The following is a 15,339-nucleotide window of genomic DNA, read 5'->3' on the forward strand; positions in this document are numbered from 1 at the left end:
CCGAATTTCCGCGCGATGTCGACCTAGCTGGACTTTCGCAGCAACTCCGCGCGGGTCTGGGTGAAGCCGGAGTTGATCCAGATTTGCTCCAGCCGGGCAAGCTCTTGCCCTAAGGCCGGGCCTTTGAACGCTGGCATCAGGTCTTTGGCCATTACCGGAAAACGGGCAGTGGCGGCGTTCGAAATCGTCTCTAACACGGTGATTTCGGGCATCTGTTCTGCCATAGCGCCGCGTAGCATTGCAGCGCCATGGGCGATCCCTGCCCCATGACGATAGGCAAGTTCGGCCAGCGGTGGCCCGGCAAAGCCTTGCTCTTGCAGCAACGTCAGGCGCTTGGCCTCTGCCTTGCTCAACCGCAGACGATCCGCCAAAGCTTCCCCGCCCAGCGCGGCCAGCCGAACCAGCCAGTCAGGCTCAAGCCCCAACATTTGTTCAAAATGAACCAGCATGGATAGCCAGCGGTCATCACTCCCCGGCAAAAGCACCGGCAAGGCACCGGTTTGCCGCATCAACGCCAAGGCGGGGGCGGGATCCGGCGCGCGGAGCAGCTTTTTGAACTCCTGCCCGACACGCTCTGCCGAAAGCGTTTCTAACCCATCCAAATTCGACGCGATGGCATCCAGCGCCTCCGGCTCCGGCCCCGCCTCCGGGTCGCCATACCACGCCATGAAGCGAAAATAGCGCAGGGTGCGCAGGTAATCCTCGCGGATACGCTGACCTGCATCCTCGATAAAACGCAGCCGTCGCGCGTACAGGTCAGGCAGGCCGCCCAACGGGTCAATCACACGGCCCTCGGGCGTAGCATAGAGCGCGTTCATCGTGAAATCACGGCGGCGGGCATCTTCGGCGATATCGGTGGAAAAGGCCACGACAGCCCGGCGGCCATCGGTTTCCACATCGCGCCGAAAGGTGGTGATCTCAAACGGTTTGCCGCCCGACACAAGCGTTACCGTGCCATGGTCGATCCCTGTCGGCACGGCCTTGACCCCGGCGGCCTTGGCCAGCGCCATCACCGCTTCAGGTGTCGCATCGGTGGAGAGGTCCACATCGCTGTCCGGCAGACCCAACAGCGCGTCGCGCACGCAACCGCCGACGAAATAGATACGGTGCCCGCCATCCTGCACCACGCGGCAAACCCGCTGTGCGTCTGCGTCATGTAACCATCGCGTCGTGGTTGGAATCATGTGTTCATGCGGGTCGCCCATGCCCGCAACATACGCGCGGTCGCGCCCCAGATGTAATAGGGGCCATAGGGAACAGCGTAATAATACCGCCGCTGGCCCCGCCAACGCCGGGAATGCACAAGGTAGTTGCTGGGGTTCAGCACATGGTCGAGCGGCACGCGAAACACCTCTTCGACCTCGCCGGGTTCTGGCACCACGGTGAAATCGCGCGTCACATAGCCGATCACGGGGGTGACGCTAAAGCCGGTGACCGTCTCATGGGCCGGAAGAACACCCAAGACATCTACGATGTCGCTCGGCAGGCCGATCTCTTCGCGCGCTTCGCGCAGGGCGGCGGCGATGACATCCGCATCGCCGCCGTCTTGTTTACCCCCCGGAAAGGCAATCTGCCCGGGGTGATGTTTCAGCGCCGAAGACCGCTTGGTCAGGATCAGTTCCAGCCGCGTTCCGGTATCCACCACCGGGGCGAGCACACCCGCAGGCCGCAGACTGCGCCCCTCGGGCAGGGTGACCTCCGGGTTCAGATCGAAATCGGAGGATTCCACCCCAGTCTGGGCAAGCGCCTCGCGAAAGGACTGGAACCGGTCGCTCACCCTAGGCCTTGGCGTCGAAACCGACCGTGGCCGGATCAAGGTCATAATGCGCGCCGCAGAACTGGCAGTCTGCGGTCACCCGCCCTTCGTCCGTGGTCATCTTTTCGATATCGCGGGCCGAGTAGATCGACAGGCTCTGACGCACGCGGTCTTCGGAACAGGTGCAGCCGAAACGCACCGGCTGAGGGTCATAGACCCGCGGTTGTTCCTCGTGAAACAATCGCAACAGCAGATCGGTCGGCGGTACGCTGGGTCCGATCAGCTCAAGATCCTCAACCGTGCCGAGCAGGATGTTCACGCGGTTCCAATTCTCGGCCTCGTCGCCTTCGACCAAATCATCGGCCTTGAGGACCTCACCCGTCCCTTCGCCCGACGCCGATAGTGGCGAGGCTTTGGGCATATGTTGCAACATGATGCCACCAGCACGCCAATGCTCTGGCTCGCCCGGACCCGACGATTTGCCAAAGCTTAGCGAAAAGCGGGTCGGCAACTGCTCGGACTGGGCGAAATAGGCTTCCGCACAGGCAGCCAAAGACCCACCGGCCAGCGGCGTGATGCCCTGATAGGGGGTCATGCCTTTGCCTTGGTCGATCATGATCGCGAAATAGCCTTCGCCGATCTGTTCAAACGGGGCGTCATCGGTCAGCCGATCCGCATCATAGCTGGCATAGGCGCGGATGCGCGCAGGCTCGCCTTCCTTTTCGGGGCCGTAGTAATCGGTCGCGATCATCCGAACGGCACCTTTGGATTGCACCTGTAGCGACAGTTTCCAACGCAGTTTGATCGTCTGACCGATCAATGCGGTCAACAACGCCATCTCGGCCACCAAGGCTTCGACCTGCGGCGGATAGTCGTGCTGCTTCAGGATGCCCTCCAACACGCCATCAAGCCGCGCCACGCGGCCGCGCATGTCGACATCATCAAGCTGAAAGGGCAGAACGGTATCGTCCCACGCGATTTTAGTTCCTTGGGTCATCGGGTTTCCTTATCGGGGGCCGCTTGGCATACCGCGTCTATATAGGCGCAGCAACCCATGGAAAAAGGGGCAGCAGATGATCCGACGTACAGGTGAGACACCACAGCCCGGCCAAAGCTACACACCGCGGCCCGGGGTCTATGCCATTCTCCCGCTGCAACGCCGTTTTCTGATGACGCTGGAAATGGCCCAAGACACCGAGGTGCAATTGCCCGGCGGCGGTATCGAAGCGGGAGAATCCCCGCTCCAAGCACTCCACCGCGAAGTGCTGGAGGAAACCGGCTGGCGCATTGCCCGCCCGCGCCGATTGGGCGCGTTCCGTCGCTTTACCTATATGAAGGATTACGACCTCTGGGCGCAAAAGATCTGCCATATCTACGTCGCGCATCCCGTGCGCCAGATCGCCGCGCCGACAGAGCCGCATCACGCCACCTTGGTGCTATCGGCCAGCGAAGCATTGGCGACCCTCGCAAACGAAGGCGACCGCCTGTTTCTGCAACGCCACCTGCGCTAAACGTTGCCCTGATACTCCAGCAATATCCCTGAAACATCATCGGGGAAATCACGGCTGCCCGCGAATTCGGAAAGCTTCCAGACCAGCGCGCTGAGAAGCGCCGGACCGCTGAACCGGCGCAATTCACCCAGCATCCGCGCCAAACCGTCTTCGCCCAACATCTCTCCGCCCGGATCGGGGCATTCCGTCACCCCATCCGATAGGATCAACAGCCTGTCCCCCGGCGCCATCTGAAGCTTATATTCCTCAAATCCCACCCCGGCGAGCAAGCCAACAGGAAAGCCCCCGGTGCCCGGCTGTTCGACCTGCCCATCGCCGCGCAGCAAAGCGGGATGCGGGTGCCCTGCCTGCGCAACTGTGACCTCCCCGGTGGTGAGGTCGGCAATCGCCAGCATCAGCGTAAAATAATGCTCCGTCTCCATCTCATGAAGAACAAGATCGTTAAGCTCTTCGATCACCTCCCCCGGGGGGCGCGCCGCATAGCTGCCCCCGGGCAATAGCGTGAGCGCAAGGTTCTGGTCCGGCGTCGACGCCGACAGATATCCGGCCAGCCGCGCCGTCATCAGGGCCGAGCTGATGCCATGGCCCGACACATCCAAACCGAAAAGCCCCACGACCCCCGGCCGCACAGGGAAATACCCCACCAAATCGCCGCCAACATGCCCGGCGGAGCGCAGCATCATCGACAGATTGCCCCCCTCCATGGCGCGATAGCGTTCGCGGAGCAGCGATTGCTGGAATTTCTTGGCCTCAATCAAATCCTTGTCGATCAGCGCATGCACCTGCCGAAGAACATCCAATGTTTCGGTGATCAGCTTGTTTTTCTGCGTCAACTCACGCTGCATGACCAGAAAACGCTCCCCTGCCATGACCCGTGCGCGCAGGTCCGGCGGACCGATTGGCCGGATCAACACATCATCCGCCCCCGCATAAAGGGCGCGGGTCACCACGCCACCTTCAGGCCTGTCGGTGAGCAAAATGAAATAGCCACGACGCTCTTCCGACAGGCTTCGGAAAGCCCGGCAGACGTCGAGCCCCGACAGCCCCGTCATCGCCCAACTGCAGAGCACAATATCAGGCAAACGGCGCTCGCAAAGGGTCAGAGCCACAGCACCCGACGCGGCAGAAATCACCTCATACCCCCATGCCCTCAGAGACGCCGAGAGAAAACCCCGATGGGTTTCATCCCCCTCAACCACCAAAATCAATGGCGACACAGCAGGCGTCGCCACCGCTTCAGAGAGGCTGGGGATATCCAATTTCATGCGACACGATCCTGACAGGCCTGCTGATCTAAACAGCGATGGCTTACCGAAACGTGAATTCTTCTGTAAATCCGCCGCGTCGGGCGCGCCTACAGCACGAACTGCGCCAAGGTCTCGTCGTTGGTGATATCCGTATAGGTAAAGCCGGATTGCCCCAGCTGTTCAAGGAAGGGCTTAAAATTCTCAGGTCGCCGCGTCTCGATCCCAATGAGGACAGAGCCGAAATTTCGCGCCGACTTCTTCAAATACTCAAACCGGCAGATGTCATCCTCCGGACCAAGCAGCATCAGAAACTCCTTCAACGCCCCCGGCCGCTGCGGCATGCGCAGAATAAAATATTTCTTCACGCCCGAATAGCGCTGCGCCCGCTCTTTGACCTCTGGCAAACGCTCGAAATCGAAATTGCCGCCCGAAGCCACACAGACCACCGTCTTGCCGACAATCTGATCGGCCACCTCGCCCAGCGCATCTATCGACAGCGCGCCTGCTGGCTCTAAAACGATGCCTTCGACATTCAACATCTCGTTGATCGTCACGCAAATCCGGTCCTCCGGCAGATGCACCACATCCGCCGGGTTCACCCCGCGCAAACGCTCAAAGGTCCGCGCGCCGATCTTGGCCACCGCAGCGCCATCCACAAAGTTATCAATCGGAGAGACATCAACCGGCGCCCCGGCCTCCAACGCCCGCGCAAGGCTCGGAGCCCCTGCGGGTTCGACGAATGTATAGTCGCAGGCGTCCCCAAAATAACTGACCACCCCCGAAGACAGCCCGCCGCCGCCTACGGGCAAGATCACCCGATCCGGCACCCGGCCCAATTGCGCGGCAATCTCCACAGCAACAGAAGCCTGCCCCTCAATCACGTCATCATCGTCAAAAGGCGACAGGAAATGCGCGCCCTCGTCCCGGCAAAAACTCTGTGCTGCCGCCAAGGTGGCATCGAAATAATCCCCCACCAGCCGGATCTCGACATTCTCACCCCCGAACATCCGGGTCTTTTGCACCTTCTGCTGCGGCGTGGTCACCGGCATGAAAATCACGCCGCGCACCCCGAAATGGCTGCAGGCAAAAGCCACCCCCTGCGCATGGTTCCCCGCCGAGGCACAGACAAACAGCCCCTGCCCCGGGATCACTTTGCGCATCGCATTGAACGCTCCGCGCAGCTTGTAAGAGCGCACCGGGCTTAAATCCTCGCGCTTCAGCCAGATTTCCGCGCCAAAGCGGTCCGACAGATGCTCATTGCGGAGCAGCGGTGTCGCCGGGAACAATGCCCGCAGCGCCTCTGCCGCCGCCTGTGCTTGCTGTGCAAATTCATCCGCCATCTGTGCTCTCCTTGCTGCCATTCGTCGATAGGCGCGCAGCCTGCATAGGTCAACGCAGGCTTCAATCTTGCCCGCGCCCGCGAAAACCGCTACCTCGCAGGGCGAACTTGAAAGGAACCCCGTCATGTCCGCGCCCAAGAAAGTCGTGCTTGCCTATTCCGGCGGCCTCGATACCTCGATCATCCTGAAATGGCTGCAAACCGAATATGGCTGCGAGGTGGTGACCTTCACCGCCGACCTCGGCCAAGGTGAAGAGCTTGAACCGGCCCGCAAAAAGGCCGAGATGATGGGCATCGCGCCAGAGAACATCTACATCGAAGACGTGCGCGAGGAATTCGTCCGCGACTTCGTCTTCCCGATGTTCCGCGCCAACGCGGTCTATGAAGGTCTGTATCTCTTAGGCACCTCCATCGCCCGTCCGCTGATCTCCAAACGCCTCGTGGAAATCGCCGAAGAAACCGGTGCCGATGCCGTGGCCCACGGTGCAACCGGCAAAGGCAACGATCAGGTCCGCTTTGAACTGGCCGCCTACGCGCTCAACCCCGACATCAAAGTCATCGCCCCTTGGCGCGAATGGGATCTGTCGAGCCGCACCAAACTCTTGGAATTCGCCGAAGCGCACCAAATCCCCGTCGCAAAAGACAAACGCGGCGAAGCCCCCTTCTCCGTCGATGCCAATCTGCTGCACACCTCTTCCGAAGGCAAAGTCCTCGAAGACCCGGCCATCGACGCGCCCGACTATGTCTACCAGCGCACGGTAAACCCCGAAGACGCGCCGGACACGCCCGAATACGTCGAAATCGGCTTTGAGCGCGGCGATGCCGTCAGCATCAACGGCGAAGCTATGTCCCCCGCCACGATCCTCACCAAACTCAATGAGCTTGGCGGCAAACACGGCTGCGGCCGTCTCGATCTGGTCGAAGGCCGCTTCGTCGGCATGAAATCCCGCGGCATCTATGAGACCCCCGGTGGCACCCTGCTGCTCGAAGCCCACCGCGGCATCGAATCCATCACCCTCGACCGCGGCGCCATGCACCTCAAAGACGAGCTGATGCCGAAATACGCCGAACTGATCTACAACGGCTTCTGGTACAGCCCCGAGCGCACCATGCTGCAAGCCGCCATCGACGCAAGCCAAGCCCATGTCACCGGCACCGTGCGTCTGAAACTCTACAAAGGCCACGTCCGCACCGTGGGTCGCTGGTCCGATCACAGCCTCTACTCCGAAGCCCATGTGACCTTCGAAGACGACGCCGGCGCCTACGATCAAAAAGACGCCGCAGGCTTTATCCAACTCAACGCCCTGCGGCTCAAACTCCTCGCCGCCCGCGACAAACGCACCAAAGGCTGAAACACGGGGGACCTAGACCCCCTTCATTCTTTCTTAAATACCCGCGGGGGTCCGGGGGCAGCGCCCCCCGGCGGCTGGCCCCAAACAAAAACGCAAAAGGCCCGGACGCTTCCGCCCGGGCCTTTCTACATCTATCAATGCCAAATCAATCGGCAGTGACGACTTTCATCACCAATTCGCCGTTTGGCTTGATCGGCCCATCTTCCTTGGCGCCCAGCGTGTATTCGAACACACCGGTCTTCATGCCGCCATCTTCGGAATGCACCATCAGCATCAGCATATCACCCGAAGCCACGTCCTCTTGCAGGATCGCGGCCACGTCGGTGTTCTCACCCGCACGCAGCGGCGCATAGCCCACAACAGGGCCGGGCTTCATGTCGGCATCGGTGCGGTGCACGACCAGCCAGCCATTCTCTCCTGCCATCACTTTATCGGCGCTAACGACGCCATTCGAAACATCTTGGCCCGACGCTTCGACCATTGCCATGGCATGAGCATCAGCCCATGCGCCACCGGCGATCATGGACAGGGCGACTACGGTGCTTGCAAATTTTTTCATCTGGTTTTCCCTCCGTTTGAAATAACGCCGTAGTCACGACAGCGACCCAAAATAAGTTTCGCAGATTTCAGAAATTTTTAAGACGTTCCGCAAATAGCTGCTCATAATAGGGTAAGGCGGCGGCCAGAACCTCAGCATTCGCCCCGTTCAGCAGGGGCAAATCCCCCTCGGGTCCGGCAAACCCGGTACTTTGATGGATCGCCCCATACCAATGCGGGGCCCAAACCCCATCCTCGGGGCGTGGCCCTGCAGACCAGTGCAGCATCGCTGGGTCGAAAGGCAGATCGATCGCGGCGCAGAGTTTGCGCAGCATCCCCTCCGGGTCCGCACGGATATCGCCACTGTCGATGACCAGCCCGCCCAAACGCTCAAACAGCATAAGCTGCCGGTCAAATCCAATGTCCGCCAAACGGGGCGCTTCACGTTTCGCGGCGTAGCTCGCGATCACCCGTGCGGGATGGCGGATCAGATGGATGTTCACACAATCCTCCGCCCAGTCCAGCGGAAACCCGTCAATCATATGCTGCGCCATATGTTTCATATAAAGGTGCCGCGCACCTTCCTGCACAAACCCTAAGGACACCCGCGCAGGGTCTTGGTCCTGTGCTGCCAGAACCGCGTCGCGCATCGGATGTTCCAACCCGGTCGCCTTCAGATAGGCCGCGTAGAAAGGCTCATCCATCGCGGTAAAGTCCTGCCGCGCCCCGAAACTATACATCATCGCGGTGCTTAGATTGCGTGGCCCTGACCACATCGCAATTCGCATGAAAGGTTTCCCCCATTGCCGTTAAACCCGGAACGCTAGAAAGAACGCGCCATCTCGCCAAGTGGTAAATTGCCTTCACCAGCGCGTGACTTCCCCTGCCCCGGCCTTGCGCTATCTCAGCCCCAGCGGCAACCCTACGCCAGAGGAGGACCATCATGTTCCGAAAATCAATGTTCAAACCCGCCATTCTGACCCTCGCCATCACTTTGGGCCTCGCGACGCAGAACCGTCCTGCCGCAGCGGCGCAAACCGAGGTGCTGACCGTCGCGGGCGGCTGTTTCTGGTGCGTCGAGGCGGATTTCGAATCCGTCAAAGGCGTGAAAGAAGCCGTCTCGGGCTTTGCCGGGGGGCGCACCCAGAACCCCACCTACAAACAGGTCACCGGCGGCAACACTGGCCACTATGAGGCCGTGCAAATCCAGTTCGACCCAGACGTGGTCAGCCGCAAAACGCTGCTGGATCTCTTTTTCCGCTCAATCGACCCGACGGATGCGGGCGGCCAATTCTGTGACCGAGGGGAAAGCTACCGCACCGCGATCTTTGCGGGCAGCCCCGCCCAGAAAAGCGCTGCAGAGGCGGCAAAGGCCGAGGCGCAGACCGCCCTCGGCGCCAAAGTCGTGACCCCAATCCTTGGCGATGCGCCGTTTTATCCGGCTGAGGATTACCACCAAGACTACTACAAAAGCAGCGAGCGGCTGGCCTTCAGCAGTGTCGGCGTGGCGGTCAAAAAATCAGTCGCCTACAAACGCTACCGCAACGGCTGTGGCCGGGATGCCCGTGTGAAACAGCTTTGGGGCAGCGCGGCACCCTTCGTAAAGTAACCGCGACACCGATCGCTTAGGTACGAAAATCGTGATCCCGGATCTCTTTCAGGTCGGGGATCACATCCGCGGTGCCATGGCGCATGACCATCAGCGCCCCGGCGCGCATCGCCAGATCAATCGCCTGCGGCATGGTCATCCCCCGATCCAACCCGGCGACCAGATAGCCGGTAAAGGTATCCCCCGCCCCGGTCGTATCCACCGCCTCGACCCGATAGGCGGGGTAACTTTCCACCAGATGCGCCTTGTTAGAGACCCATTCGCAACCCCCGGCGCCCAGCGTCACCACGATGTCATCGACAGGCAGTTGCCGCAGCTCACCCCCCGTCGCGGCCCGAAGCTGCGCCGCTTCGACCTCGTTCAATACCAACAGATCGATCTGGTCTAGGATCGCCGTCACCGCGGCTGCATCGAAAGGCGCGGCGGCATAGGCCAGCCGCAGGCCCAATGTTTTTGCGGTCCGGGCCGCGAACCGCTGGCCGTTGGTCTCATTCTGCATCAACAGCCAATCGCCAGAGGAGGCCTCACTCAGCGCCGCGCCGATCATCTCATCGGTGATTTCGTGGTTGGTGCCGGGGAAAATGACGATGTTGTTCTCGCCCTCAAGATCAACGGCGATATTGGCGTGGCCGGTGACCCCCTCCATCAAGGTGATATGCGCCGTCTCGACCCCGTATTCCAACAGCCGTTCCAGCGCCCAACCGCCATCGGCCCCAAGCGCGCCGACATGCATCACCCGCGTCCCGGCGCGGGCGGCGGCGACCGACATATTGGCCCCCTTACCGCCCAGCCCTTGCCGAAAATTGCGGGCCGAAATCGTCTCCCCCGGCCCCGGCAGATGGGGCAACAGATAGAAGTTATCCGCGTTGATAGAGCCGAGGTTCCAGATCATCAGCCCACCTTGCAGGCCGCGAGAATGGCCATGTTAAGAATGTCATTCGCCGTGGAGGTGGAGGAGCAGATCTGGATCGATTTGTCCAAGCCGGTGAGGATCGGCCCGATCACCGTGGCCCCCGCCATCTCTTGCATCAGCTTGACCGAGATGCTGGCCGAGTGCCGCGCTGGCACCACGAGGATATTGGCAGGCCCCGTCAGCCGCGAGAACGGGTAGTTCGCCTGACTGGCCGCGTTCAGAGCCACGTCGACGGTCATCTCGCCTTCGTATTCGAAATCGACGCCGCGCCGGTCGAGCACTTCGGGCGCGAGGTGCATCTTTTCGGCGCGTTCCGAGACGGGGTAGCCAAAGGTCGAGAAGCTGACGAAGGCAACCCGCGGCTCCAGCCCCAGATGCCGCGCCACACGCGCGCCGCTTTCGGCGATATTGGCCAGATCGTTCTCATCGGGCCATTCATGGACCAGCGTATCTGCGATAAAGACGATGCGACCCTTGTGCAGCAACGCCGTGATGCCTGCGGCTCCCGCTTCGGCATTTGCGTCAAAGACGTGGTTCAACCGTTCCAACACATGCGCCGATTTGCGCGTGGCCCCGGTGACCAGACCATCGCCATGTCCATGCGCCAGCATCAGCGCCGCGAAGACGTGACGATCGCGCGAAGCAAGGCGGTGGATGTCTTTGCGGTCAAACCCTTTGCGCTGCAGACGGCCATAAAGGAAATCTTTGTATGTTTCCAAATGCTGTGTATTGGCGGCGTTCACCACCTCCAACTCGCGCACCGCGTCGGCCATGCCCGCTTCTTCGAGCTTGGCACGCACGTCATCCTCGCGGCCCACGACCAGCGACTTGCCGAGACCCGCACGCTGGTACATCACTGCCGCGCGCAGCACCTTGGGATCATCACCCTCAGCAAAGATCATCCGCGCCTGATTGGCCCGAGCGCGGGCGTTGATGCCGCGCAGGATGCTCGCCGTCGGGTCCATCCGCGATTTCAGCCCCAGTTCATAGGCATCCATATCGATGATCGGCCGCCGGGCGGCCCCTGTGTCCATCCCCGCTTTGGCCACGGCAGGCGGAATGCGGTGGATCAAACGCGGATCAAAGGGCGTGGGGATGATATAGTCGCGACCAAAGCTCAGCGTGCGGCCATAGGCCAGCGCCACCTCATCGGGCACATCCTCACGCGCCAGTTGCGCCAAAGCATGGGCGCAGGCGATCTTCATCTCATCGTTGATGGCGCGTGCGTGAATATCCAGCGCACCGCGAAAGAGATAGGGAAAGCCCAGCACGTTGTTAACTTGGTTCGGATAATCCGACCGCCCGGTGGCGACGATGGCGTCCATACGGACCTCATGCGCCTCTTCGGGGGTGATCTCTGGATCCGGGTTCGCCATGGCGAAGATCACCGGGTTATCGGCCATGGAGGCGACCATTGTAGGCGTCACCGCGCCCTTGACCGAAACCCCAAGGAACACATCCGCCCCCTTCATCGCCTCTTCAAGCGTGCGCAGCTCGGTATTGGCGGCATGGGCCGATTTCCACTGGTTCATGCCCTCGGTACGACCCTGATAGATCACACCCTTGGTGTCGCACATGATGCAATTGTCATGCCGCGCGCCCATCGATTTGAGCAGTTCCAGACAGGCGATGCCCGCCGCCCCCGCACCATTCAGCACGATGCGCACGTCTTCGATCTTTTTGCCCGACAGATGCAGCGCGTTGATCAGGCCCGCGGCACAGATCACCGCCGTGCCGTGCTGGTCGTCATGGAAGACGGGGATGTCCATCTCCTCCTTCAGACGTTGTTCGATGATGAAACACTCAGGCGCTTTGATGTCTTCGAGGTTGATGCCGCCAAAGGTCGGGCCCATCAGCTTGCAGGCGTTGATGAAAGCCTCGGTATCCTCTGTATCAAGCTCGATATCGATCGAGTTCACATCGGCAAAGCGTTTGAACAGAACCGCCTTGCCCTCCATCACTGGCTTGGACGCCAGCGCGCCGAGGTTCCCCAAGCCCAGCACCGCCGTCCCGTTTGAGATCACCGCCACCAGATTGCCCTTGTTGGTGTAGTCATAGGCCGTCTCGGGGTTTTCCGCGATCGCCTCGCAGGGCACCGCCACGCCGGGGGAATAGGCGAGGCTGAGGTCCCGCTGGGTGGTCATCGGCACCGTGGCCGAGATCTCGAATTTGCCGGGCGTCGGCTCAAGGTGAAAGGCAAGCGCCTCTTCAGAGGTGATACGGTTCTTTCTGGTCACGATATGGCCCTTCCCTTGCTTTGGAATCTTCTTAGCCACGATCGGACGCCTGCACAACGCAAGCGCCGCGTCAGAGCAAAATTGCCCGATAAAGGCCGCCCATCACGCCTGCACCCCCTTTCCCTGCTTCGGGGGGTTTTGTAGGGTCCGCGCTGCAATAGGGGGCCGCCGTGCAGACAGAAAAAGTAACGCCAATGATGGCGCAATATCTTGAGCTTAAAGCGGACCACGCGGATGCGCTGCTGTTCTACCGCATGGGCGATTTTTACGAGATGTTTTTCGACGATGCCGTGGCCGCTGCCGAAGCGCTGGACATCGCGCTGACCAAACGCGGCAAGCATCAGGGCAAGGACATCGCCATGTGTGGCGTGCCGGTCCATGCCGCCGAAGGCTATCTGCTGACGCTGATCCGCAAGGGCTTTCGCGTGGCGGTCTGCGAGCAGATGGAAAGCCCCGCCGAGGCCAAGAAACGCGGCTATAAGTCAGTCGTGAAACGCGATGTGGTGCGGCTGGTGACACCCGGCACCCTGACCGAAGAGAGCCTGCTGGAAGCCCGCCGTCACAACTACCTCGCGGCCTTTGCCGAGGTCCGTGACGCCTGCGCGATGGCATGGGTCGATATCTCTACCGGTGCGTTTCACGTCATGCCGCTGGCGCAGGTTCGTCTGGGGCCGGAACTGGCCCGCCTCTCGCCGTCTGAATTGATCGTCTCTGAGGCGAAAGAGAGTGAATTGCACGAAGTCGTCTCTGATTTCGGGATTGCGTTGACGGGCTTGGCCCGCTCGGCCTTTGACAGCACCAGCGCGGAAAAGCGGGTCTGCGACCTGTTTGATATCGCGACGCTTGAGGCATTCGGCAGCTTCACCCGCGCCGAAGTCTCGGCCATGGGCGCGGTAATAGAATACCTCACAATCACGCAACGCGGCAAGCTGCCCCTGCTCCGCCCTCCACAGAAAGAGGCCGAAGCGCGTACCGTACAGATCGACGCGGCAACCCGGCGCAATCTGGAACTGACGCATTCTCTGAATGGCGGACGCGGCGGGTCTTTGCTGTCGATCATGGACAATACCGTCACTGCCGGGGGCGCGCGCCTGCTGGAACGGCGGATCTCAAGCCCCTCGCGGGTCGTTGACGTGGTGTCCGCCCGCGCCGATGCGGTCAGCTTTGCCCATGAGAATGCCCGTCTTGCCGAAGACATGCGCCGTCGGCTGCGCAATGTTCCGGACCTCGACCGCGCATTGTCGCGACTTTCGCTTGACCGGGGCGGCCCGCGTGACCTTGCCGCGATCCGCAACGGGTTGATCGAAGCCGAGGCTTTGCACCAGAGCCTAACACAACAGGAACTGCCAGATCTGCTGCGCGAGGCCGCCGAAGGTTTGCAGGGTCATGGCGACCTCATCGACCTGCTGGATCAAGCCTTAGTCGCCGAACCGCCGCTGATGGTGCGGGATGGCGGCTTCATCGCGCCCGGTCACGATGGAGACCTCGACGCCGCGCGCGAGTTGCGCGACGAAGGGCGCGGCGTAATCGCGGGCATGCAGCAGCAATTTGTTTCTGACACGGGGATTTCCTCGCTCAAGATCAAGCACAACAATGTCTTGGGCTATTTCGTCGAATGTACCGCGACCCATGCGGAAAAAATGCTCTCTCCGCCGCTGTCAGAGACCTTTATCCACCGTCAGACAACGGCGAACCAAGTGCGGTTCACCACCGTCGAACTGTCTGAGTTGGAGACGAAAATCCTCAACGCTGGCAACCATGCGCAGGAGATCGAAAAACGGCTCTACGAAAGCCTTCGGAGTGCCATTTTGGAACATGCAGCAGAGATTGGCCAAACCTCTGCCGGGCTAGCCGAAGTCGACCTTGCGACAGGTCTGGCCGACCTTGCGCGGAGCGAGAATTGGACCCGCCCGCGCGTTGATATGTCTCGGGCGTTTGACATCAAGGGCGGGCGGCATCCGGTGGTTGAGCGCGCTTTGACCCAACAATCAGGCGAGCCTTTCATCGCCAATGACTGCGACCTTAGTGCCGAGGGCGAAGCCGCGAACATCTGGCTGCTGACCGGCCCGAACATGGCCGGTAAATCGACCTTCCTGCGGCAGAACGCCCTGATTGCGTTGATGGCACAGATGGGCAGTTTCGTGCCCGCAAGCTCGGCCCATATCGGCGTTATCAGCCAGCTTTTCAGCCGCGTCGGCGCGTCGGACGATCTGGCGCGCGGGCGCTCGACCTTCATGGTGGAGATGGTCGAAACCGCCGCGATCCTGAACCAAGCGGATGACCGCGCCTTGGTCATCCTTGATGAAATTGGCCGCGGCACGGCCACTTATGATGGCCTCTCTATCGCTTGGGCGACGCTGGAACATCTGCACGACGTGAACCGGACACGGGCGCTGTTTGCCACGCACTATCATGAAATGACGGCGCTGGCGGGCAAGCTGCCGGGTGTCGACAATGCCACGGTAGCGGTCAAGGAATGGGAGGGCGAGGTCGTCTTTCTCCATGAGGTGCGCAAAGGCGCGGCAGACCGGTCTTACGGGGTGCAGGTCGCGCAACTGGCGGGCCTGCCTGCGCCGGTGATCGCACGCGCCCGCGTGGTGCTGGAGGCGCTGGAAAAAGGCGAGCGCGAAGGCGGCGCGACGCAAAAGACCCTGATCGACGATCTGCCGCTGTTCGCCGTCAGCCCGACTCCACAGCCGAAGCCCGCGACGACATCGGCTGTCGAGGAAAGGCTGAAAGAGATCATCCCCGATGAACTCTCCCCCCGTGAAGCGCTTGAGCTGATCTACAAACTGAAAGAGGCGGCCAAGTCCTGACCGCCTCTTTCAAAGATATCTG

13 protein-coding genes are annotated in these 15,339 nt (G+C 61.2%); 4 read left to right on the top strand and 9 right to left on the bottom strand.

What is annotated here, in order from left to right; genetic code table 11:
- Window positions 1-23: 23 nt before the first annotated feature.
- Genes K3762_RS00255 through K3762_RS00265 form a run of 3 tightly spaced genes read right to left on the bottom strand, consistent with a single transcriptional unit; the run spans window position 24 to window position 2,753 of the window.
- Complete coding sequence (locus K3762_RS00255) at window positions 24-1,184, bottom strand: CCA tRNA nucleotidyltransferase (protein ID WP_132443951.1); 1,161 nt, start codon at window positions 1,182-1,184, stop codon at window positions 24-26.
- Window positions 1,181-1,777 (bottom strand): CoA pyrophosphatase, encoded by a 597-nt coding sequence (locus tag K3762_RS00260; protein WP_067622284.1) that lies wholly within the window; start codon window positions 1,775-1,777, stop codon window positions 1,181-1,183. Before K3762_RS00260 ends, K3762_RS00255 begins: the two co-directional genes overlap by 4 nt.
- 1 nt (window position 1,778) lies before the next feature.
- Window positions 1,779-2,753, bottom strand: coding sequence for an Hsp33 family molecular chaperone HslO (locus tag K3762_RS00265; RefSeq protein WP_067622281.1), 975 nt, complete (start codon window positions 2,751-2,753; stop codon window positions 1,779-1,781).
- A 76-nt stretch (window positions 2,754-2,829) separates the two neighbouring features.
- On the opposite strand from K3762_RS00265, the gene K3762_RS00270 reads away from it, so the two are divergent.
- Window positions 2,830-3,267, top strand: coding sequence for an NUDIX domain-containing protein (locus K3762_RS00270; RefSeq protein ID WP_132443952.1), 438 nt, complete (start codon window positions 2,830-2,832; stop codon window positions 3,265-3,267).
- On the opposite strand, the gene K3762_RS00275 is transcribed toward K3762_RS00270, so the two are convergent.
- Both K3762_RS00275 and ilvA read right to left on the bottom strand, forming a co-directional pair.
- Window positions 3,264-4,532: a PP2C family protein-serine/threonine phosphatase gene (locus K3762_RS00275; RefSeq protein WP_260010804.1), complete on the bottom strand. Its 1,269-nt coding sequence runs from the start codon at window positions 4,530-4,532 to the stop codon at window positions 3,264-3,266. The genes K3762_RS00270 and K3762_RS00275 overlap by 4 nt on opposite strands.
- An 89-nt stretch (window positions 4,533-4,621) precedes the next feature.
- Window positions 4,622-5,854 carry a threonine ammonia-lyase IlvA gene (ilvA, locus tag K3762_RS00280; RefSeq protein WP_260010807.1) on the bottom strand — a complete coding sequence of 411 codons (1,233 nt, stop codon included), beginning with the start codon at window positions 5,852-5,854 and terminating at the stop codon, window positions 4,622-4,624.
- A gap of 124 nt (window positions 5,855-5,978) precedes the next feature.
- Here ilvA and K3762_RS00285 point away from each other — a divergent pair, with 124 nt between their 5' ends.
- Window positions 5,979-7,205, top strand: a complete 1,227-nt coding sequence (locus K3762_RS00285; RefSeq protein WP_067622271.1) for an argininosuccinate synthase — start codon at window positions 5,979-5,981, stop codon at window positions 7,203-7,205.
- A gap of 145 nt (window positions 7,206-7,350) precedes the next feature.
- Here K3762_RS00285 and K3762_RS00290 read toward each other — a convergent pair whose 3' ends face one another.
- Together K3762_RS00290 and K3762_RS00295 are read right to left on the bottom strand one after the other, a co-directional pair.
- Entirely contained in the window at window positions 7,351-7,764 is a 414-nt protein-coding gene (locus K3762_RS00290; RefSeq protein ID WP_260010809.1) for a hypothetical protein, read from the bottom strand.
- 67 nt (window positions 7,765-7,831) lie between these two features.
- The gene (locus tag K3762_RS00295; protein WP_132443956.1) at window positions 7,832-8,530 is read right to left on the bottom strand and encodes an HAD family hydrolase; all 699 of its coding nucleotides are present in this window, start codon (window positions 8,528-8,530) and stop codon (window positions 7,832-7,834) included.
- Window positions 8,531-8,685: 155 nt separating this feature from the next.
- Between K3762_RS00295 and msrA the strand changes: the two genes are divergently transcribed.
- A complete protein-coding gene (msrA, locus tag K3762_RS00300) occupies window positions 8,686-9,351 on the top strand; it encodes a peptide-methionine (S)-S-oxide reductase MsrA (protein ID WP_120349789.1) in 666 nt (221 codons plus the stop codon).
- A 16-nt stretch (window positions 9,352-9,367) separates the two neighbouring features.
- On the opposite strand, the gene K3762_RS00305 is transcribed toward msrA, so the two are convergent.
- A complete protein-coding gene (locus K3762_RS00305; RefSeq protein ID WP_120349790.1) occupies window positions 9,368-10,243 on the bottom strand; it encodes a ribokinase in 876 nt (291 codons plus the stop codon).
- Window positions 10,243-12,501 (bottom strand): NADP-dependent malic enzyme, encoded by a 2,259-nt coding sequence (locus K3762_RS00310; protein ID WP_132443957.1) that lies wholly within the window; start codon window positions 12,499-12,501, stop codon window positions 10,243-10,245. The genes K3762_RS00305 and K3762_RS00310 overlap by 1 nt, the downstream gene beginning before the upstream one ends.
- A 194-nt stretch (window positions 12,502-12,695) precedes the next feature.
- On the opposite strand from K3762_RS00310, the gene mutS reads away from it, so the two are divergent.
- Window positions 12,696-15,317, top strand: a complete 2,622-nt coding sequence (mutS, locus tag K3762_RS00315) for a DNA mismatch repair protein MutS (RefSeq protein WP_132444177.1) — start codon at window positions 12,696-12,698, stop codon at window positions 15,315-15,317.
- Window positions 15,318-15,339: the final 22 nt, after the last annotated feature.

Origin of the sequence: Sulfitobacter sp. W074 (genome assembly GCF_025142275.1) — a bacterium.
Lineage (GTDB): Bacteria > Pseudomonadota > Alphaproteobacteria > Rhodobacterales > Rhodobacteraceae > Sulfitobacter > Sulfitobacter profundi.